The following is a 19,552-nucleotide window of genomic DNA, read 5'->3' as shown; positions in this document are numbered from 1 at the left end:
AAACCCCCCAGGCGCTGGCTGGCGGGGTTTTGTTTGGAAAATTATGATTACCCGGAAACCTGAAACAAATTCCGGTCACGCAGTAAATGGTCGTTGCCCCGGCGGCGGGTGAAGCCGGTGCGGTCGAAATATTCCAGAATTTGCACCGCCAGTTTGCGGCCAATACCCAGCTGATCGCGGAAATCCGCCGCACTGGTGGATCCGTTTTCGGGGTCAAGCGCGCGGATCAGATCAGCAAACTGCTGAATGCGTTCCTGCCGGTAGTAACGATCTTTCACAATCGCCGTGATCAGCCCGAGTTGTGCGGCCTGGCGTAATACCTGGCGCATAGTTTGTTCATCCTCGCCCGCTTTTTTTGCCAGGTCGCGCACCCACCAGGGGTCATCGGCAAACAACCCTTCCACTTTGCGCCAGATAGCTTCTGCCGCCGGAGAAAACCCTGGTTCATAACCAGGCAAATGCAGCCAGCCCTGGCGGCTGACAACTTCACCTTGCTGGCGTAATTGTTCAATCAGCCCCAGTACCAGGCCTTCATGCTCTGTGGGCAGTGCCATACGGCGCAAGCGCTCACGCCCGGGGCCGGGCTGGTCATCATGGTTTTGGTGGTACTCGGCAAGCGTTGCCAGCAGTTTTTCCTGCCAGCGGCGGGCAAGCCCGCTACCCACCACCTGGCCTTCCACACACAAAGCCGTACTTTGTGCCAGTTGGCTAATTTCAGGCTCGCGCAGTTGCCGCGCCCAGGCGAAATCAGCCAGTGAGACAGCATGGCGTTGCAGGTGGCACCTCAGTACGGATTCATCGTCCTCGCAGCGGGCCAGTTGTTTCAGCCAGGCAAGAAACTCAGGCTGACGCTTACCGCGTTTGGGTGAGTTAAGCAGCAAGACGCGCGCCCCAGCCAGGGTTTGCCGGGCGCTGATATCCCGCAATACCAGATAATCGTTGTCAGCCAGCAACAAAGGCGTGTCCAGCACCAATTCGGCCAGGTCATCTTCCAGTATCGAAACCCGCCCGGTGATATGACTGGCACCGTGGTAAATATGCAGCGGCTGCCACTGCTGGAGCGGGCTGTGGCACCTTAGTGTGACAATAACACGCTCAGCGCCGGGGGCCGGTGGGCTGTGCTCCAGCAACCAGTCGCCACGGCTGATATCTGCTTTCTGCGCGTCGCCACTCAGGTTCAGCGCAATACGCTGACCGGCAGTAGCCTGTTGCACTGGCTGGTTTTGTGCATGCAACCCACGCACCCGCATGGGTTTATCTGCCCCAGCCAGCCACAATGTATCACCAACCTGTACCGTGCCCGACAGCGCGGTACCCGTAACCACCAGCCCGGCACCTTTGACAGTAAACGCACGGTCGATAGCCAGGCGAAAGCGCCACGCCGTGCGATGAGACTGCTCTTCACAAGCCAGCAGATGCTCACGTAACTCATCAATGCCAGTACCATCAGATACCGAAGTAACGAAAAACTGTGCTTCATGCCAGCCATAAGCCAGCAGCAAGTGGTGCACGCTTTCACGCACATCTTCAATGCGTTCCGCACTAACCCGGTCTGATTTCGTCAGCACAACGGTTAAACCCGGTTGCCCGGTCAGTTGTAAAATCGCCAGGTGCTCCAGGGTTTGCGCCATTACGCCATCATCGCAGGCAACCACCAGCAAGCCATGGTCGATACCGCCCACACCTGCCAGCATATTCGCGAGGAATTTTTCGTGCCCCGGTACATCAATAAACCCAATCACGCGGCCATCGGGTTGCGGCCAGTAGGCAAAACCCAGGTCAATTGTCATACCGCGCTGTTTTTCTTCAGGCAAACGGTCTGCATTCACCCCGGTCAACGCCTGAATCAGCGAGGTTTTCCCATGATCAACATGGCCCGCAGTGGCAATAATCATTGCAGTAACATCTCCAGTAATCCCGCTTCATCTTCCAGGCAACGTAAATCCAGCCACAGCCCACCACCGGCAATGCGCCCAATCACCGGCACCGGTAGGCCACGCAAACGCGCAGCCAGCGCTTCCAGCTCACTGCCCTGACCGGAAACCGGAGTGAAAGTCAGTGCCGCACTGGGCAGAGAATCTACCGGCAAAGCCCCACTTCCGGGCTGAGACAGGCAAGGCTGCACCGCCACAGTAAACGCCGGGCTGTAATGAGCCGCCAGTGCAGGCAGCAGGCGCTGCGCTTGTTCATGAATCGCCGCCGCGTCACGGTGCAGCAAACGCAGGGTAGGTAAATTCTCGAATAATGTTTCGGGTTGCAGATACAAACGCAGGGTGGCTTCCAGAGCGGCAAGCGTCATTTTATCGGCACGCAGGGCGCGTTTAAGCGGATGTTGCTGGATGTTTGCAATCAGTTCTTTTTTACCGACAATAATCCCGGCCTGTGGCCCGCCAAGCAGTTTATCGCCAGAGAAACTCACCAGACTAACCCCATCGGCAATCAGTTGCTGCGGCATCGGCTCTGGCGGTAAACCACAGGTACGCATATCCAGCAGCGAACCACTGCCAAGATCAGTGACCACCGGAATGCCGTACGCTTGAGCTTCCGCCACCAGTTGCGCTTCGCTGACACTGGCAGTAAAGCCCATCACCTGGTAGTTACTGGTGTGCACTTTCATGAATAATGCGGTGTTTTCTGTCACCGCCTGGCGGTAATCCTTGCTGTGGGTTCGGTTGGTTGTCCCGACTTCCACTAACTGGCATCCGGCCTGGCGCATAACATCGGGGATACGGAAAGCCCCGCCGATTTCGACCAGTTCACCACGAGACACCACCACTTCTTTCCCTGCGGCGGTCGCCGCCAGCATAAGCAGCACCGCTGCGGCGTTGTTATTGACTACACAGGCATCTTCCGCGCCAGTAAGCTGGCAGAGCAAACCAGCCACCGCCTGGTCCCGGTGCCCACGGCTCGCGCCATCCAGGCTGTACTCCAGGGTTACCGGGTAGCGCATGGCATCACACACAGCATGTACCGCTGCTTCAGCCTGTAATGCGCGCCCCAGGTTAGTATGCAACACTGTGCCTGTCAGGTTAAATACACGGCGAATGGCAGGCCTTCCTGCCTGCTCAAGGTATTGCGCCACGGCGGTGGCCCAGTTTTGTGCCCAGGCAGGTAACACCTGCGCCTGGAGAATGGATTGCCGGGCCTGCTGTACCCGTTCACGCAGCGCATTCACCACTTGCGTGTGCCCAAAACGCGCCACCAGCGGCGTTATCTGCGGGTCATGCAGTAAACGGTCAATAGCCGGAATCTGGCTGAATAACTGACGGAGATCCTGAGTCATAGTGTGTGCAGTGCCATTGAAAAGACAAAAGTAAAGTGTACCGGGGGATTTCCCCGGTTTCCTGAGCGGAGATCAAGCGACACGCGGTTCAGTGCGGGCAAAACTGTCACGCTGAAAGAGTTGCTCTACCAATTTAACCAGATGCGGGCGGTCCACACACCAGCCAGGTGCGATACGGCGAAAATTCAGGTAGCCCATCGCACAACCCACAGCAATAGTCGCGACATCCAGTTGTTGCGTATTGAATGCCCCGTTTTTGGCGGCTTCATCCAGCGCATCTAACCCACGCAGTATTTTTTCCCGCTGGCGCACCAGTTCACTTTCCAGTTGGTGTGCTGCCGGGCGTTGCTGTTCACGGAAAGAGAGAATAGCGGCATCCATGACACCGTCGGCCAGTGCTTCAAGCTGGCGTACCTGCAAAGCCGCATACGGGTCTGACGGAATACTGGCTGGCACGGGCTGAGTCAGTTCCAGAAAAGAGGCAATAACTGGTGAGTCAAACCAGCAGGCACCGTCATCAGCAATCAGAACCGGTACTTTCCCCAATGGATTAGACTGCGCAACATGGCTATTTTCATTCCACGGCGAGTCATTGACAAAGTCGAAGGCCATGCCTTTTTCCAGCAACAGCACCGATATTTTACGAACAAAAGGGCTTGTGTAACTCCCGACCAGTTTCATGCGCAGAACCCTCATCAGTGAATGAGCATTGTGAAATGCCAGTACATCATGAAAAGTGAGCGTTACCTCAAATCATACGCTATTCCCCTGCGGCACGGCATGCCCTGCAGAAAAAATTTAACATGTAATTTACTTTCATTCCGTTCCGACAGGCCACACCACGAAGTTGCTATTGATCACAATCAGGAAAAACCGCAAAAATAGATTGTGATGAATATCACAAAATACAAACAAACAACGCGCGTTAAAATGTGATTAACATCACATTTACATGCTCATATGGCATCTTTTTTTCGCATTGTGTTTTTTTTACACTGATTTTTTGTGATCAAAATCACTAAACACCCCCATAAAGACCCAATGAAATAGTGATATTGATCACACAAATATCCGGTGACTGGACAGATTCACGGTTAAGTGCCAGATTCGCGTCACTGAATCAATTCGGCGCTTACCTCTGCCGACACAGTTAACAATAAAACCCGGGTTGAATCCCAGCGCGTAAACAGAAGAAGGGGTGTTCTATGTCATCCGATATCAAGATCAAGGTGCAAAGCTTTGGTCGTTTTCTCAGCAATATGGTAATGCCGAACATTGGCGCATTTATCGCCTGGGGTATTATCACCGCGTTATTTATTCCAACAGGCTGGTTGCCTAACGCAACGATGGCAAAACTGGTAGGGCCGATGATCTCCTACCTGTTGCCGTTGTTGATTGGTTACACCGGTGGCCGTTTGGTGGGCAATGAGCGCGGTGGCGTGGTGGGTGCGATTACCACCATGGGCGTGATTGTTGGCGCCGATATTCCAATGTTCCTTGGTGCAATGATTGCCGGACCGTTGGGCGGTTACTGCATTAAAAAATTCGATGGTTTCGTAGACGGTAAAATTCGTTCCGGCTTCGAAATGCTGGTGAACAACTTCTCTGCCGGTATCATCGGTATGTTACTGGCTATGCTGGCGTTCCTTGGCATTGGCCCGGCTGTTGAAGTGCTGTCAAAAGTGCTGGCGGTTGGCGTTAACTTCATGGTCGTACACGACATGCTGCCGCTGGCTTCTATCTTTGTTGAACCGGCAAAAATTCTGTTCCTCAACAACGCAATCAACCACGGTATCTTCTCACCGTTGGGTATCCAGCAATCTCATGAACTCGGGAAATCTATCTTCTTCCTGATTGAAGCTAACCCGGGCCCGGGTATGGGTATCCTGATGGCGTACATGTTCTTCGGCCGTGGTAGTGCCAAGCAGTCCGCTGGCGGTGCGGCTATCATCCACTTCCTGGGTGGTATCCACGAAATTTACTTCCCGTATGTGCTGATGAACCCGCGTCTGCTGCTGGCCGTTATTTTCGGTGGTATGACTGGCGTGTTTACTCTGACCGTGCTGCACGGCGGCCTGGTTTCTCCAGCTTCTCCGGGTTCTATTCTGGCTGTACTGGCCATGACCCCGAAAGGTACCTACTTCGCTAACATTACTGCAATTTTCGCCGCCATGGCAGTTTCCTTCGTGATTGCTTCTGTTCTGCTGAAAACCAGCAAAGTAAAAGAAGAAGACGATCTGGAAGCAGCTACTGCACGTATGCACGACATGAAAGCACAGTCTAAAGGTGCTGGTGCGCCGCTGGCTGTTGGTGCAGGCCTGAGCAACGACCTGAGCCATGTACGCAAAATCATTGTTGCCTGTGACGCCGGTATGGGTTCCAGCGCAATGGGTGCGGGTGTGCTGCGTAAGAAAGTCCAGAATGCAGGCCTGAACCATATTTCAGTAACCAACTGTGCAATCAACAGCCTGCCAGATGATGTTGATATTGTGATTACGCACCGCGACCTGACAGAGCGCGCTATGCGCCAGGCTCCTCAGGCTCAGCATATTTCACTGACCAACTTCCTCGACAGCAGCCTGTATGCCAACCTCACTGACCGTCTGCTGGAATCCCAGCACCTGAGTGAGAAAGAAACCAAAGTGATGCACAGCCTGGAAGACAGCTTCACCTCCAGTGAAGAAGGCTTGTTCCGCCTGGGTGCAGATAACGTGTTCCTTGGCCGCAAAGCTGCCACTAAAGAAGAAGCCATCCGTTTTGCCGGTGAACAACTGGTGAAAGGGGGTTATGTTCAGCCAGAGTACGTTGAAGCCATGCTGGACCGAGAAAAGCTGACCCCGACTTACCTGGGTGAGTCTATCGCGGTACCGCACGGTACAGTAGAAGCCAAAGACCGCGTTCTGAAAACCGGTGTGGTGTTCTGCCAGTATCCGGAAGGTGTGCGTTTTGGTGAAGAAGAAGATGATATCGCCCGTCTGGTTATCGGTATTGCAGCACGCAATAACGAACACATTCAGGTTATCACCAGCCTCACCAACGCACTGGATGATGAGAGTGTGATTGAACGCCTTGCCGCCACCACCAGTGTCCAGGAAGTTCTGGACCTGCTGTCTGGCAAACAGGCTGCGTAATACCCTGTGCGGCCGTTCGCAGCCGCACAGGATACGCATCGCGCAACAGCCAACACCAGGTAAACGCGCAACAGATGCACCGCTGGCTATGGCACACCCCTTCGCCAGCACAAAGCAAGATAATAGCCAGAAGTGGCGTTGAGCGATTCTGGCAATAAAAACGTATCTCCCCTCTCCTTCACAGGAGAGGGTTACGGTGAGGCGATGATTGAGCCACGTAACTCACCTTAGCCCTCTTCGGGAGCCATAATTTAGAGAAGGTTTACACATGAAAGCATTACATTTCGGCGCAGGTAATATCGGTCGGGGCTTTATCGGCAAACTGCTGGCAGATGCCGGTATCAGCCTGACATTCGCAGATGTTAACCAGGTGGTACTGGATGCATTAAACGCACGCCACAGCTACCAGGTACATGTTGTTGGTGAAGAAAAGCAAATTGATACCGTTACCGGTGTGGATGCCGTCAGCAGCATCGGTGATGAGGTGGTGAAACTGATTGCCAGTGTAGACTTGGTGACTACCGCGGTAGGTCCACAAATTCTGGAGCGTATCGCACCAGCTATCGCCAAAGGCCTGGTGTTACGTAAATCCCAGGGTAACGACACCCCACTCAATATTATCGCCTGTGAAAACATGGTGCGCGGCACCACACAGCTGAAAGGCCATGTATTCAATGCACTGGGTGGCGAGGACAAAACCTGGGTAGAAAGCCACATCGGTTTTGTTGACTCTGCCGTTGACCGTATTGTTCCCCCTTCCGAAGCCACCAATGACCCACTGGAAGTCACTGTTGAAACCTTCAGCGAGTGGATTGTCGACAAAACCCAGTTCGTTGGCGAGCTGCCTGCCATCAAAGGAATGGAATTAACTGATAACCTGATGGCATTTGTTGAACGTAAGCTCTTCACGCTGAACACCGGGCATGCTATAACCGCGTACCTTGGTCAAATGGCGGGTCACCAGACGATTCGTGATGCCATCCTTGACCCGGCAATTCGCGCTGTTGTAAAAGGCGCAATGGAAGAGAGCGGCGCGGTGCTCATCAAGCGTTATGGCTTTGATGCAGAGAAACACGCAGCCTATATCCAGAAAATCCTTGGTCGTTTTGAGAACCCATATCTGAAAGATGATGTGGAACGAGTTGGTCGCCAGCCATTGCGTAAACTGAGCGCGGGCGACCGTCTGATCAAACCGCTGCTGGGGACACTGGAATATGGCTTGCCTCACCCGAACCTGGTGAAAGGTATTGCCGCGGCAATGCACTACCACAGTGAACAGGATTCGCAAGCTCAGGAGTTAGCAAAATTACTGGCGGAAAAAGGCCCTCGAGCTGCTCTGGCAGACGTTTCCGGGCTCGATGCGAACAGCGATGTCGCCAATGATGTCGTTGCAGCATTCAACGCCTGAAGATGAAATAACGGGCGCGGTCACGCGCCCTGGAAGATTGTCAGGTATGCAGGCAAAGATGGAAGAACCACAGGCATTTGAAAACCGTGTGCTTGAGCGTCTGAATGCTGGCAAAACCGTAAGAAGCTTCTTGATAGCAGCCGTAGAATTACTTACGGAAGCCGTCAATATTCTGGTGCTCCAGGTCTTTCGCAAAGACGATTATGCCGTTAAATACGCGGTGGAACCCCTGCTGCATGGCAATGGTCCGCTGGGCGATCTCGCGGTACGGTTAAAGCTGATTTATGGTCTGGGTGTACTGAACCGCCTGGAATATGAAGACTGCGAATTGCTTATCGCCCTGCGTGAAGAACTGAACCACGATGGTAATGAGTACAGTTTTACTGATGACGAAATTCTCGGCCCATTTGGTGAATTACACTGTGTTGCCGCACTGCCACCCACGCCAGTGTTACTGGAAGGTGCCGATGCCAGCCTGCTAACCATGCAACGCCAGCGTTACCAACAAATGGTGCGATCCACCATGGTGCTTTCGTTAACTGAACTTATCTCCACCATCAGCCTGAAAAAGGCCTTTCAAAAAAAGTGATCTCTTTGCGGCTCAATTGCGCCGCAACACCTGAGCGACTTCACCGTTCTCCCGTTCTCTTACGCCATGACAGGCAGCCCACGCGGAAATAGTGTATTCTTGCCACAAACCAGACAGCCCTGAGTAAGTAACATGAAAGACGTAGAAAAAAACGAAATCAAACGCCTGAGCGACCGCCTCGACGCGATTAACCACCAACAAGCCAGCCTTTCTCTGGTTAACGATGCGGAGAAATACAGTGAACTGGCGGCAGAAAAAGAGACACTGGAAACCGAGATAACCCGGTTACACCAGGTTGTTAATCAAAAGCTGAGCAAAGAAGCCCAAAAGCTACTGGGTATGCCGTTTCGCCGGGAAATCACCAAAAAAGAGCAGGCGGATATGGGCAAACTCAAAAAAAGCGTCCGTGGCCTGGTGGTCGTGCACCCGATGACGGCACTCGGCCGTGAAATGGGCCTGAAAGTGATGACCGGTTTCTCCCGCACTGCATTCTGAATTATCTGCCCACTCAGTCCTCGACGAGTGGGCTTTTTGGTCCTACCAATTCCCCCTGAATATTCCCTCTTCTTCACACAAGATAAAAAACCGTCGCAATAGCGTTGCTTTTCGTTAACACAGGGTTAACTATTTATTGGCATTTAACCTACAACCCTACATTGGTGGAACCAATTTTACAAAAGCGTAACCAGTATCATCTGGTAAACGCGAGCCTGAAGGCAATAAAAAGGTTCCCGGGAGACACCTGCTATGCATCTTTGGCATCAGAACTACGACCCCGCAGGCAATATCTGGCTGTCCAGCCTGATAGCCGCGCTGCCGATTCTGTTTTTCTTCTTCGCCCTGATAAAGCTCAAAATGAAAGGCTACCAGGCGGCAACATTCACTGTAGTGATAGCCTTACTGGTAGCACTGTTTTTCTACCGGATGCCGGTTGACCGGGCGCTGGCTTCGGTGGGATATGGTTTCTTCTATGGCTTGTGGCCGATTGCCTGGATAATTATCGCCGCCGTATTTGTGTACCGTATTTCTGAAAAAACCGGCCAGTTCGATATTATCCGGGCCTCGATTCTCTCCATCACGCCAGACCAGCGCTTGCAAATGCTGATTGTGGGCTTCTCCTTTGGCGCATTTCTGGAAGGCGCGGCAGGGTTTGGTGCACCTGTTGCCATTACCGCAGCACTGCTGGTTGGGCTGGGGTTTAACCCACTGTATGCGGCGGGCCTGTGCCTGATTGTTAACACAGCGCCGGTGGCATTTGGCGCGATGGGCATTCCAATTCTGGTTGCCGGGCAAGTAACCGGGCTGGACAGTTTCCATATCGGCCAGATGGTTGGCCGCCAGTTACCCTTCCTGACCATTATTGTGCTGTTCTGGATCATGGCGATTATGGATGGCTGGCGCGGCATGAAAGAAACCTGGCCTGCGGTGATGGTTGCCGGTGGTTCATTCGCCATTGCCCAGTTTCTGAGCTCTAACCTGCTGGGCCCGGAGTTGCCGGATATCATCTCTTCACTGGTATCACTGGTGTGCCTGACGTTGTTTTTACGCCGCTGGAAACCTGCCCGTATTTTCCGCTTTGGCGATGTGTCTGCCGCAGTTGTCGACCAGACACTGGCTCGCAAGAATTATACCCGTGGCCAGGTAATTCGCGCCTGGACCCCGTTTCTGTTTTTAACCGCGACAGTCACACTGTGGAGCATTCCGCCATTTAAAGCCCTGTTTGCGGCTGATGGCCCGCTGGCGCACTGGGTGGTTAAAGTTTCTGTCCCGTTCCTGGATAACCTGGTGGCCCGTATGCCGCCTGTTGTGGCCAACAGCACCCCTTACCCGGCAGTATTTAAATTTGATTACCTGTCTGCCACCGGTACCGCCATTCTGTTCGCCGCGTTGCTTTCTATTGTCTGGCTGAAAATGAAGCCACGCGCAGCACTGGCAACCTTCAACGAAACAGTGCGCGACCTGTTGCTGCCGATTTATTCCATTGGGATGGTGCTGGCTTTCGCGTTTATCTCCAATTACTCAGGCTTGTCGTCCACCCTGGCACTGGCACTCGCCCACACCGGGCCAGCCTTTACCTTCTTCTCACCCTTCCTGGGCTGGCTTGGCGTGTTCCTGACAGGTTCAGATACCTCATCCAATGCCCTGTTTGCCGCATTACAGGCAACGGCAGCCCAGCAAATTGGTGTTTCTGACTTGTTAATGGTGACAGCCAATACCACTGGCGGTGTTACGGGCAAAATGATCTCGCCGCAATCCATCGCCATTGCCTGTGCGGCTGTGGGCCTGGTGGGTAAAGAAGCAGACCTGTTCCGCTTCACGGTAAAACACAGCCTGATCTTCACCTGCATGGTGGGCGCGATTACCACACTGCAGGCCTATTTTTTAACCTGGATGATTCCATGACGTTAGTTTTACCCCGCCGCGCAGAGCAACTGGTTGAACGCCTGCGCGGTTATATTCGTGAACACAAACTGGAAGCGGGCATGCGTTTGCCCGCTGAACGCCAACTGGCTGTCGAACTGGGTGTTTCGCGCAATTCCCTGCGCGAAGCACTGCAAATGCTGATTAGTGAAGGCTTGCTGTTAAGCAGGCGCGGAGGCGGTACCTTTATTCGCTACCAACTGGAACCCTGGTCAGAGCAACGCATTGTGCAACCCATTCGCCACCTGATGGCCGATGACCCGGACTACCGTTACGATATTCTGGAAGCCCGATACGCCATTGAAGCCAGTACCGCCTGGCACGCTGCAATGCGGGCAACACCTGCTGATAAAGAACGCCTGCAATACTGTTTTGACGCCACGCTACAATTTAAAGAGAGTGATGATCCTAATCTGGCGGCTCAGGCTGACCTGCGCTTTCACCTTGCTGTGGCAGAAGCGTCACACAACGTGGTGTTACTGCAAACCATGCGGGGGTTTTTCGATTTACTGCAATCCTCAGTGATGCAAAGCCGCCAGCGCATGTACACCCACCCGCCGATTTTCGCCCAGTTAACAGAGCAGCATCAGAGGATGCTGGATGCCATTCTGATGGGCGACGCGGAGGCTGCACGCAAAGCCGCCACTCACCATTTAGGTTTTGTGCATACCACTATTAAACGGCTGGATGAAGACGAAGCCCGCCAGGCACGGGTTACTCGCCTGCCTGATACTGACACTGATTATTCCCAGGGAGAATGAAGCATGATTATTTCTGCCGCCAGCGACTATCGCGCCGCAGCGCAACGCAAATTACCACCATTTCTGTTTCACTATATTGATGGCGGAGCCTATGCCGAACATACGCTCAAACGCAATGTCGCAGACTTATCGGACGTTGCCCTGCGCCAGCGGGTCCTGAACAATATGGCTGAGCTGAGCCTTGAAACGAAACTGTTCAACGAAACCCTTAGTATGCCAGTTGCTCTTGGCCCGGTGGGTTTGTGTGGCATGTATGCCCGGCGAGGCGAAGTTCAGGCAGCCCGCGCGGCAGCGGCACACGGCATTCCGTTTACCTTGTCCACTGTTTCAGTGTGCCCTATTGAAGAAGTCACCCCGGCGATTAACCGGCCAATGTGGTTCCAGTTATATGTGTTAAAAGACCGCGGTTTTATGCGTAATGCTCTGGAACGCGCCAAAGCCGCCGGCTGCACAACGCTGGTATTCACCGTAGATATGCCAACACCTGGCGCGCGTTACCGTGACGCCCACTCAGGTATGAGCGGCCCCTATGCCGCACTACGCCGCTACTGGCAAGCGGTAACACACCCGTCCTGGTCATGGGATGTGGGCCTGTTTGGTCGCCCTCATGATTTAGGGAATATTTCCGCTTATTTGGGCAAACCCACGGGACTGGAAGATTATATCGGCTGGCTGGCAAAAAATTTCGACCCATCAATTTGCTGGAAAGACCTGGAGTGGATCCGTGAATTCTGGGATGGCCCAATGGTAATCAAAGGGATCCTCGACCCGGACGATGCCCGCGACGCAGTACGTTTTGGTGCCGATGGCATTGTGGTTTCTAACCATGGTGGGCGGCAACTGGACGGCGTGCTCTCTTCTGCCCGCGCCCTGCCCGCCATTGCCGATGCGGTAAAAGGGGATATCACTATTCTGGCCGACAGCGGCATTCGCAATGGGCTGGATGTGGTACGCATGATTGCGCTGGGTGCCGACAGTACCTTACTGGGGCGCGCTTATCTCTATGCGCTGGCAACCCACGGCGAAGCAGGTGTGGCAAACCTGTTGCAGTTGATTGAAAAAGAGATGCGGGTTGCCATGACACTGACTGGCGCCAACACCATCAAGGATATCAGCCGCGATTCACTGGTGCAGGCAGGTGCGGAAATTCACCATACACTCAGTAGTGTGCCCCACCACCCTGATGCTGCCTGATAACCCGCCTTTTCCAAAGCGCCCGCACCGGGCGCTTGAGTCTGATGACAAACCTCATGTCCGCACAGAACGAGAGGAAGCCACCCAATAAAAAAACCTGGAAAATCAATCCATTGATTTTCACCCGCTAACTAAAAAGAAGGAAAAATCACGCTTTTTCCTTCTTTTTCATCAATATAAAGCGCCCTTACAGGGCGCTTATCAGTTACCACCATTCAGCTTTTCTTACCCCACAAACGGTGCGAGAAGTCTTCAATCTTTCCTGTGAGGCGGCGTTTCTGCAGGGTTTTCGTCCAGGAGGCAGACAACCCGGCAGCACTTAACAACAGGTGGTACTGTTCATCATCAAACGGCATATGCCAGGCAATGGCTGCGGCCTGGTAAACCGAGATATCACTTACGCGAGAGACCAGCTCCAGCGGCTTATCCGTATACACTTTTCCAGGGCTGACCACACGATACAACCAGCCACAGCGCCCGGTTTCCTGTATTTGCCGGGAAAAGTCGCTAATGCCGAAATGAAAGTTCAGTTTAAAACATGGCGAACGGGGCTGAGTGACCTGAATCAGCGTGTCGCCCCAGCAAAAAATATCGCCAATGTGCACATTGCGCTCGGTCAGCCCGGTGGTGGAAAGGTTTTCTCCCAGTGCCGGAGGCGCAAACAAACCAGCCTGTTCCGGGAAAGACTGAGCCCAGGCTTCATAATGCTCCCGGGGGTAGTGGCACAACGCCCTATCCGGCCCGCCGTGAATACCAACTTCTGCCTGGCTGTCGCCTTCCAGGCCCAAAGGAGTCAGCAATAGTTCACCTTCACGCTGGTATTTGGCAATAGCACTGGGGCGGCTGCCGGGGTAATCCTTGATGGTGCCGGTATAAACCTGGACGGGGTAACGCATACTACTCTCCTTGCAAGCACGGGCGGTCTTAATAAAGGCTCGCTTGTCAGGTGCAGGATTGCAACAGGAATTTAGTGGGGGATTGTTCTGGGGGGGGTTGCACTGATGCCAGTGTGGTGAACTTTTCAGTGTGGCTGTGTGGCGGTTTCCGTTCACTTTGCACTGATGCCGGTTCGGTGAAAGTTCCGTTCACTTGAAGTGATGTGGTTAATGTGGCTTCACAGCCTGTGAACGTGTTAAGGGGCCCGCCCCTTAACAATCCGGTTTTTCGCGGGCGACCGGTGCTGCGCACTACGTTCACCTCCGGGCAGTCAGCCTGCGGCCGGCTCGACTCGGCATCCATGCCTCGGTTCGCCTTATTCCGCCGTCCGGGCGGAATAACCTTGTCTTCCTTTCTCCGGTTCACCGGTCTTACGCGAACTGTCCCCGCTGCCAGTGGCTATTTTCTTGTGTTGTCTGGTGTGGCTGTATGTTCTGTGCCTGGTATGTCTTTGTGTGTTTTTTGCTGAGATATGACAGGCGGGTGTGTGGGTGTGGCCTCTAAATCGTTGAGGCGTGTCTGGCGGACCGGGGCTGCCTGCAGGACGCAGGCAGAGCGACGGGAGGCAGGATGCCGACCCGGAGCGGTACCCGAACAGGCCGTCTGGTACGTGAGTTTAATGATATTTAATCCCGTTCTATAAAAAGAAGAAGGCCTGCAAATGCGGGCCTTCTTCTTTTACGCTGGAACAATCTCCGGAGCAGGCTGGTATGCCATTGCCTGTTCACCACGCTCCCTGTGGTGCAGTCACTGTGCCGGGCTCCAGCACCTGTAAAGCTCCGGGATTATCTATCGAACCATGATTATTTCACTGATGCGAAACGGGCAGCAGCTTCGTCCCAGTTAACTACGTTCCAGAATGCTTTAATGTAATCCGGGCGGCGGTTCTGGAATTTCAGGTAATAAGCGTGTTCCCATACATCCAGGCCAATAATCGGGAAGCCGGAAGCGCCAGAAATAGCTTCACCCATCAGCGGGTTGTCCTGGTTAGCGGTAGAAACCACGGCCAGTTTGCCATCTTTTACCACCAGCCAGGCCCAGCCAGAACCAAAACGGGTTGCAGCCGCTTTTTCAAATGTTTCCTGGAAGCTTTCAACGCTACCAAAATCACGTTCGATGGCCGCTTTCAGGTCGCCCTGCAGAGTGGTACCGGTTTTCAGGCCTTTCCAGAACAGGCTGTGGTTAGCATGGCCACCCGCGTTGTTACGCAGAACAGTTTGCTTGTCTGCCGGTAATTCAGCCAGTTTGGTGATCAGCTCTTCAGCAGATAATGAAGCGAACTCTGGCAGGCTTTCCAGCGCAGCATTCGCGTTATTCACATAGGTCTGATGGTGCTTAGTATGATGGATTTCCATCGTCATTTTGTCGAAGTGCGGTTCCAGCGCGTCATAAGCATAAGGCAGGGATGGCAGTGTATAACTCATCGTTCTCATCTCCATTATTGTCGGGCGGCTGTTAGCGCCGCGTAATCAGTTTGGTCATTATAGTTACTTAAATGATATTGAAAATGATTATCAATGCCGTATAGAGTGTGTGGTTTTTCACCACCATGATGAAAAAAACGCCAGGCGTAGTGAAAGGTAAAAGTGTGACAACCCCCGCCAGTACCCTGTTTTTCTCGCCAGTTTTTACCTGTTGCTGGCAAAACTACAAAGGTTATTCCCCCCGGTTTCAACGTACATTTCACTTTAATGGCGAAAATAAAATAACGGACTGATTTATATGAAACCAAATATCAGAAATATCTTACCCTGCCTGTTCGCCCTGCTTCTCTCCCTGCCCGGCCACGCAGAAACTGTCTTACGCATTGCCTACGCAGAAAACAGCCAGCCAGTTAAAGACGCGCTGCATTACCTGGGCGAGCAGATTGAACAACGCACTCATGGTGATATTAAAGTGCTCTGGTTTCCAGACGGGCAACTGGGCGGCGAGCGCGAACTGGTAGAGCTGGCACAGGTGGGTGTTGTGGATATCACCAAGGTCTCTTCAGGTTTACTGGAAAGCTTTTCACCTTACTATGGTGTGTTTTCTCTGCCATATCTGTTTAACAGCAAAGCGCATTTCTATGCCGTGATGGACAACCCGAACATTATGCGGCCGGTGTATGAATCCACCGCACCACAAGGGTTCACCGGTATTGGCTGGTTCGATTCCGGCGCACGCAATTTTTATATGAGCAAAGGCCCCATTCGCAGCATTAACGACCTGAAAGGGAAAAAAATCCGGGTTATGCAGAGTGAAACCGCCATCACCACGTTGCGGCTACTGGGTGCATCACCCATTGCCATGGGCCAGGCTGAAGTTTACACCTCGCTCCAGCAAGGCATTCTGGATGGTGCCGAGAATAACGAATTCGCACTGACTATCGCCCGTCACGGCGAAGTGGCGCGTTATTACACCTACGATATGCACACCCGTATTCCCGATATCCTGCTGATGAGCAACCTCACCAAAGAAAAGCTGACCCCGGAACAACTGGCGATTGTGCAGCAGGCCGTGAAAGACGCAATCGAGTTCGAAAAAGCGGCGTGGGATAAAGCCATTGAAGACACCAAACAGCTCGCCGTCAGCCAGTTTGGTGTGGTGTTCAACGATATTGACCTCACACCATTCCAGCAAGCTGTCCAGCCCATTTACCAAAACCTGGAGAGCAAGCCTGCGTTGAATGACCTGTATCAACAAATCCGCGCAATGGAATCACACAAGAGGAAGGGGTTATGAATAACATCCGACGCATGCTGGACCGCGGTCTGGAAATTGTGGGTGGCACCCTGCTCGCCATGATGGTGGTAGTCGTTTGCTGGCAGGTAATCAGCCGCTATGTCATAGGCGCGCCCAGCATCTGGACTGAAGAACTGCTGCGCTTTTCTTTGGTATGGCTCTCTATGCTGGGCATGGCCTACGTGTGCGGGAAACAGGAACATATCAGCCTGACACTGCTGCTTAATAAGGCGCCTGAGCACCTGCGTGCCTGGTGGATGCTGGTGCTGCAACTGACTTTTGCGCTCTTCTCACTCTATATCCTGATTATTGGCGGGTTAAAAATCGCCGGTATTTCCATGCTTCAGGTATCACCGGTGCTACAAATTCCTATGGGCCAGGTCTACTACGCTCTGCCGGTTTCAGGCCTGCTTATCATCATTTACAGCATCCTGAACATTGCTGCGACCGTTAAAAATTTACGTGGTGTGCCACACACTGCTACCCCGTCTCTGGAGGAAAACCATGATTGATCCCGTGCTGGCCTCCGGGCTGTTAATCGCTGTGTTTGTGGTGCTTCTGGGGTTAGGTGCGCCCATTGGTATCTGTATTGTGGTGGCCTCCTGCAGCACCATGCTGCTGGTTCTGCCATTTGATATCGCTATGTTTGCCACCGCACAGAAAATGTTTTCCAGCCTGGACAGCTTCTCTTTGCTGGCTGTCCCTTTCTTTATTCTCTCCGGGGTCATCATGAACAGCGGCGGAATTGCCACCCGGCTGGTAAATTTTGCCAAACTGTTCACTGGCAGGCTGCCAGGCTCACTCTCTTATACCAACATCGTCGGCAATATGATGTTTGGTGCAATTTCCGGCTCGGCCATTGCCGCTTCGACTTCTATTGGCGGTGTGATGGTGCCCATGAGCGCTAAAGAAGGTTATAACCGGGGATTCGCTTCGGCCGTTAACATTGCTTCCGCGCCCACGGGGATGTTAATCCCACCGACTACCGCATTCATTCTCTATGCGCTGGCAAGCGGCGGAACATCTATTGCCGCCTTGTTTGCTGGCGGTATGGTAGCAGGCTGCCTGTGGGGTGTGGGCTGCATGTTGGTAACACTTGTGGTGGCTAAGCGTAACAACTACCGTGTCTTTTTCGCCCTGCAAAAAGGGGTTGCCTGGAAAGTAACGCTGGAGGCCGTACCCAGCCTGTTGCTGATTGTGATTATCGTAGGCGGTATTGTGATGGGGATTTTTACCGCCATTGAGGCCTCCGCCATTGCGGTGGTGTATACCCTGTTTCTGACTCTGGTGTTATACAAAACCCTGGCGCTGAAAGATTTACCCGGCGTCTTTGTGCAAACCGTGGTTATGACCGGCATTATTATGTTCCTGCTTGCCACCTCTTCTGCCATGTCATTTTCCATGTCGATAACCAGTATTCCGGCGGCGCTCAGCAAATTATTACTGGGCATATCCGAGAACAAAATCGTTATTCTTCTGGTGATTACGGCATTTTTACTGGTGATTGGCGCTTTTATGGATATCGGCCCGGCCATTCTGATTTTCACGCCGATCCTGCTGCCGATTATGGTAAAACTGGGTGTCGATCCGGTGCATTTTGGGATCATCATGATCTACAACCTGGCGATCGGGACGATCACGCCACCTGTTGGTAGTGGGTTGTATGTCGGCGCCAGTGTCGGCCGGGTAAAAGTAGAAGACGTCATCCGCCCGTTAATGCCTTTCTACGCTGCCATTATTGGTGTGCTGCTGCTGATTACCTTTGTACCTGAAATCACATTATTCCTGCCCCGCTTACTGGGTGTGATGTAATGGATTCTGCCCGCCAGTTCAGGCTACTGGCGGGCTTTTGATGACAGGCGGCGTTTAACCGAGCAAAAAGACTCGAATTTACCGCAAATTATTCACCAAAATACTGAATTGTGATCTTCATCGCGCCCACCCACTGATTTTTGCCAGCTTTCATCACCCTGCGTCATTTGCCTGAAGGTTCGTAATGACGCCGCCCCATACACTCGCCAGTATCAGGTGCATTTACGCGCCCGGCATTCAATAACAACGAGGGTTTGAGGATGAATGACGCCATTACCATGGGGATTTTATGGCATCTGGTTGGCGCAGCCAGCGCGGCCTGCTTTTACGCCCCTTTTAAGAAAGTAAAAAACTGGTCATGGGAAACCATGTGGTCGGTCGGCGGGATAGTTTCATGGATTGTGCTGCCCTGGCTGGTCAGCGCCATTTTGTTGCCTCACTTCTGGGCTTATTACAGTTCATTCAGCCTGTCGACACTGCTGCCTGTATTCCTGTTCGGCGCAATGTGGGGCATCGGGAACATTAACTATGGCCTGACAATGCGTTACCTCGGGATGTCGATGGGGATAGGAATCGCCATCGGTATTACGCTGATTGTCGGTACGCTAATGACGCCCATTCTCAATGGCAAATTTGAGGTGTTGATTGGGACTGAAGGCGGCCGAATGACGCTGGCAGGCGTTCTGGTCGCTGTGATTGGCGTTGCTATCGTGACCCGTGCAGGCCAGTTAAAAGAACGCAAAATGGGTATCAAAGCGGAAGACTTTAACCTGAAAAAAGGCCTGCTCCTCGCCGTAATGTGCGGGATATTCTCTGCCGGGATGTCATTCGCCATGGATGCCGCCAAACCGATGCACGAAGCCGCGGCGGCATTAGGCATTGATCCGTTGTACACGGCTCTGCCAAGCTATGTCATCATCATGGGCGGCGGTGCAGTAGTGAACCTTGGCTTCTGTTTTGTTCGTCTGGCAAAAGTGAAAGACCTCTCTGTCAAAGCTGATTTCTCACTGGCTAAGCCACTGATTATCACCAACGTGTTACTTTCCATGCTGGGTGGATTAATGTGGTACCTGCAGTTCTTCTTCTATGCCTGGGGCCACGCCCGCATCCCGGCGCAGTACGACTATATGAGCTGGATGCTGCATATGAGCTTCTATGTGCTGTGTGGTGGTTTGGTCGGGCTGGTACTCAAAGAGTGGAACAATGCGGGCCGCCGCCCGGTGGGTGTGCTGAGTGTGGGTTGTGTGGTAATTATTATCGCTGCCAATATTGTGGGCCTGGGTATGGCGCAATAAA

At 53.0% G+C, this 19,552-nt stretch carries 16 protein-coding genes; 11 read left to right on the top strand and 5 right to left on the bottom strand.

Going from position 1 to position 19,552, the window contains the following annotated elements; genetic code table 11:
* Positions 1-47: 47 nt before the first annotated feature.
* The 3 genes from selB to A9B99_RS11585 all read right to left on the bottom strand — a co-directional run bounded on the left by selB (position 48) and on the right by A9B99_RS11585 (position 3,964).
* A complete protein-coding gene (gene selB, locus A9B99_RS11595; protein WP_064597646.1) occupies positions 48-1,895 on the bottom strand; it encodes a selenocysteine-specific translation elongation factor in 1,848 nt (615 codons plus the stop codon).
* Positions 1,892-3,283 carry an L-seryl-tRNA(Sec) selenium transferase gene (gene selA / locus A9B99_RS11590; RefSeq protein ID WP_064597644.1) on the bottom strand — a complete coding sequence of 464 codons (1,392 nt, stop codon included), beginning with the start codon at positions 3,281-3,283 and terminating at the stop codon, positions 1,892-1,894. The genes selB and selA overlap by 4 nt, the downstream gene beginning before the upstream one ends.
* A 72-nt stretch (positions 3,284-3,355) precedes the next feature.
* A complete protein-coding gene (locus A9B99_RS11585) occupies positions 3,356-3,964 on the bottom strand; it encodes a glutathione S-transferase (protein WP_064597642.1) in 609 nt (202 codons plus the stop codon).
* A gap of 524 nt (positions 3,965-4,488) precedes the next feature.
* Between A9B99_RS11585 and A9B99_RS11580 the strand changes: the two genes are divergently transcribed.
* From A9B99_RS11580 to lldD, 7 genes are all read left to right on the top strand, one after another.
* Entirely contained in the window at positions 4,489-6,414 is a 1,926-nt protein-coding gene (locus A9B99_RS11580; RefSeq protein ID WP_064597640.1) for a PTS mannitol transporter subunit IICBA, read from the top strand.
* Positions 6,415-6,682: 268 nt separating this feature from the next.
* On the top strand, positions 6,683-7,822 hold the full coding sequence (gene mtlD / locus A9B99_RS11575; RefSeq protein WP_064597638.1) for a mannitol-1-phosphate 5-dehydrogenase: 1,140 nt from the start codon (positions 6,683-6,685) through the stop codon (positions 7,820-7,822).
* Positions 7,797-8,411: a mannitol operon repressor MtlR gene (gene mtlR / locus A9B99_RS11570; RefSeq protein ID WP_197499273.1), complete on the top strand. Its 615-nt coding sequence runs from the start codon at positions 7,797-7,799 to the stop codon at positions 8,409-8,411. The genes mtlD and mtlR overlap by 26 nt, the downstream gene beginning before the upstream one ends.
* Positions 8,412-8,543: 132 nt before the next feature.
* Complete coding sequence (locus A9B99_RS11565) at positions 8,544-8,906, top strand: YibL family ribosome-associated protein (protein WP_064597634.1); 363 nt, start codon at positions 8,544-8,546, stop codon at positions 8,904-8,906.
* Positions 8,907-9,158: 252 nt separating this feature from the next.
* On the top strand, positions 9,159-10,814 hold the full coding sequence (gene lldP / locus A9B99_RS11560) for an L-lactate permease (protein ID WP_064597632.1): 1,656 nt from the start codon (positions 9,159-9,161) through the stop codon (positions 10,812-10,814).
* On the top strand, positions 10,811-11,593 hold the full coding sequence (gene lldR, locus A9B99_RS11555; protein ID WP_064597631.1) for a transcriptional regulator LldR: 783 nt from the start codon (positions 10,811-10,813) through the stop codon (positions 11,591-11,593). Before lldP ends, lldR begins: the two co-directional genes overlap by 4 nt.
* Before the next feature lie 3 nt (positions 11,594-11,596).
* Positions 11,597-12,787: an FMN-dependent L-lactate dehydrogenase LldD gene (lldD, locus tag A9B99_RS11550; protein WP_064597630.1), complete on the top strand. Its 1,191-nt coding sequence runs from the start codon at positions 11,597-11,599 to the stop codon at positions 12,785-12,787.
* A gap of 215 nt (positions 12,788-13,002) precedes the next feature.
* On the opposite strand, the gene yiiM is transcribed toward lldD, so the two are convergent.
* Together yiiM and sodA are read right to left on the bottom strand one after the other, a co-directional pair.
* Positions 13,003-13,683 carry a 6-hydroxyaminopurine reductase gene (gene yiiM, locus A9B99_RS11545; protein WP_064597629.1) on the bottom strand — a complete coding sequence of 227 codons (681 nt, stop codon included), beginning with the start codon at positions 13,681-13,683 and terminating at the stop codon, positions 13,003-13,005.
* An 843-nt stretch (positions 13,684-14,526) separates the two neighbouring features.
* The gene (sodA, locus tag A9B99_RS11535) at positions 14,527-15,147 is read right to left on the bottom strand and encodes a superoxide dismutase [Mn] (protein ID WP_064597625.1); all 621 of its coding nucleotides are present in this window, start codon (positions 15,145-15,147) and stop codon (positions 14,527-14,529) included.
* A 298-nt stretch (positions 15,148-15,445) separates the two neighbouring features.
* Between sodA and A9B99_RS11530 the strand changes: the two genes are divergently transcribed.
* From A9B99_RS11530 to rhaT, 4 genes are all read left to right on the top strand, one after another.
* Positions 15,446-16,444, top strand: coding sequence for a TRAP transporter substrate-binding protein (locus A9B99_RS11530; RefSeq protein ID WP_064597623.1), 999 nt, complete (start codon positions 15,446-15,448; stop codon positions 16,442-16,444).
* Positions 16,441-16,956, top strand: a complete 516-nt coding sequence (locus tag A9B99_RS11525) for a TRAP transporter small permease (RefSeq protein WP_064597621.1) — start codon at positions 16,441-16,443, stop codon at positions 16,954-16,956. The genes A9B99_RS11530 and A9B99_RS11525 overlap by 4 nt, the downstream gene beginning before the upstream one ends.
* On the top strand, positions 16,949-18,256 hold the full coding sequence (locus A9B99_RS11520; RefSeq protein WP_064597618.1) for a TRAP transporter large permease: 1,308 nt from the start codon (positions 16,949-16,951) through the stop codon (positions 18,254-18,256). Before A9B99_RS11525 ends, A9B99_RS11520 begins: the two co-directional genes overlap by 8 nt.
* Positions 18,257-18,516: 260 nt before the next feature.
* A complete protein-coding gene (rhaT, locus tag A9B99_RS11515) occupies positions 18,517-19,551 on the top strand; it encodes an L-rhamnose/proton symporter RhaT (protein ID WP_064597615.1) in 1,035 nt (344 codons plus the stop codon).
* The last annotated feature ends 1 nt before the right edge of the window (position 19,552 follow it).

Origin of the sequence: Mangrovibacter phragmitis, assembly GCF_001655675.1 — a bacterium.
Classification (GTDB): domain Bacteria; phylum Pseudomonadota; class Gammaproteobacteria; order Enterobacterales; family Enterobacteriaceae; genus Mangrovibacter; species Mangrovibacter phragmitis.
The sequence above is the reverse complement of the archived record's forward strand: the minus strand, read 5'-3'. Positions and strand labels throughout refer to the sequence as shown.

Bases quoted from the DNA above. Each gene is read 5' to 3' on its own strand.
- selB (WP_064597646.1), bottom strand. From the start codon at position 1,895: ATGATTATTGCCACTGCGGGCCATGTTGATCATGGGAAAACCTCGCTG.
- lldD (WP_064597630.1), top strand. From the start codon at position 11,597: ATGATTATTTCTGCCGCCAGCGACTATCGCGCCGCAGCGCAACGCAAA.
- mtlD (WP_064597638.1), top strand. From the start codon at position 6,683: ATGAAAGCATTACATTTCGGCGCAGGTAATATCGGTCGGGGCTTTATC.
- mtlR (WP_197499273.1), top strand. From the start codon at position 7,797: ATGTCGTTGCAGCATTCAACGCCTGAAGATGAAATAACGGGCGCGGTC.
- lldR (WP_064597631.1), top strand. From the start codon at position 10,811: ATGACGTTAGTTTTACCCCGCCGCGCAGAGCAACTGGTTGAACGCCTG.
- A9B99_RS11525 (WP_064597621.1), top strand. From the start codon at position 16,441: ATGAATAACATCCGACGCATGCTGGACCGCGGTCTGGAAATTGTGGGT.
- A9B99_RS11565 (WP_064597634.1), top strand. From the start codon at position 8,544: ATGAAAGACGTAGAAAAAAACGAAATCAAACGCCTGAGCGACCGCCTC.
- A9B99_RS11530 (WP_064597623.1), top strand. From the start codon at position 15,446: ATGAAACCAAATATCAGAAATATCTTACCCTGCCTGTTCGCCCTGCTT.
- A9B99_RS11520 (WP_064597618.1), top strand. From the start codon at position 16,949: ATGATTGATCCCGTGCTGGCCTCCGGGCTGTTAATCGCTGTGTTTGTG.
- A9B99_RS11580 (WP_064597640.1), top strand. From the start codon at position 4,489: ATGTCATCCGATATCAAGATCAAGGTGCAAAGCTTTGGTCGTTTTCTC.
- lldP (WP_064597632.1), top strand. From the start codon at position 9,159: ATGCATCTTTGGCATCAGAACTACGACCCCGCAGGCAATATCTGGCTG.
- sodA (WP_064597625.1), bottom strand. From the start codon at position 15,147: ATGAGTTATACACTGCCATCCCTGCCTTATGCTTATGACGCGCTGGAA.
- rhaT (WP_064597615.1), top strand. From the start codon at position 18,517: ATGAATGACGCCATTACCATGGGGATTTTATGGCATCTGGTTGGCGCA.
- selA (WP_064597644.1), bottom strand. From the start codon at position 3,283: ATGACTCAGGATCTCCGTCAGTTATTCAGCCAGATTCCGGCTATTGAC.
- A9B99_RS11585 (WP_064597642.1), bottom strand. From the start codon at position 3,964: ATGAAACTGGTCGGGAGTTACACAAGCCCTTTTGTTCGTAAAATATCG.
- yiiM (WP_064597629.1), bottom strand. From the start codon at position 13,683: ATGCGTTACCCCGTCCAGGTTTATACCGGCACCATCAAGGATTACCCC.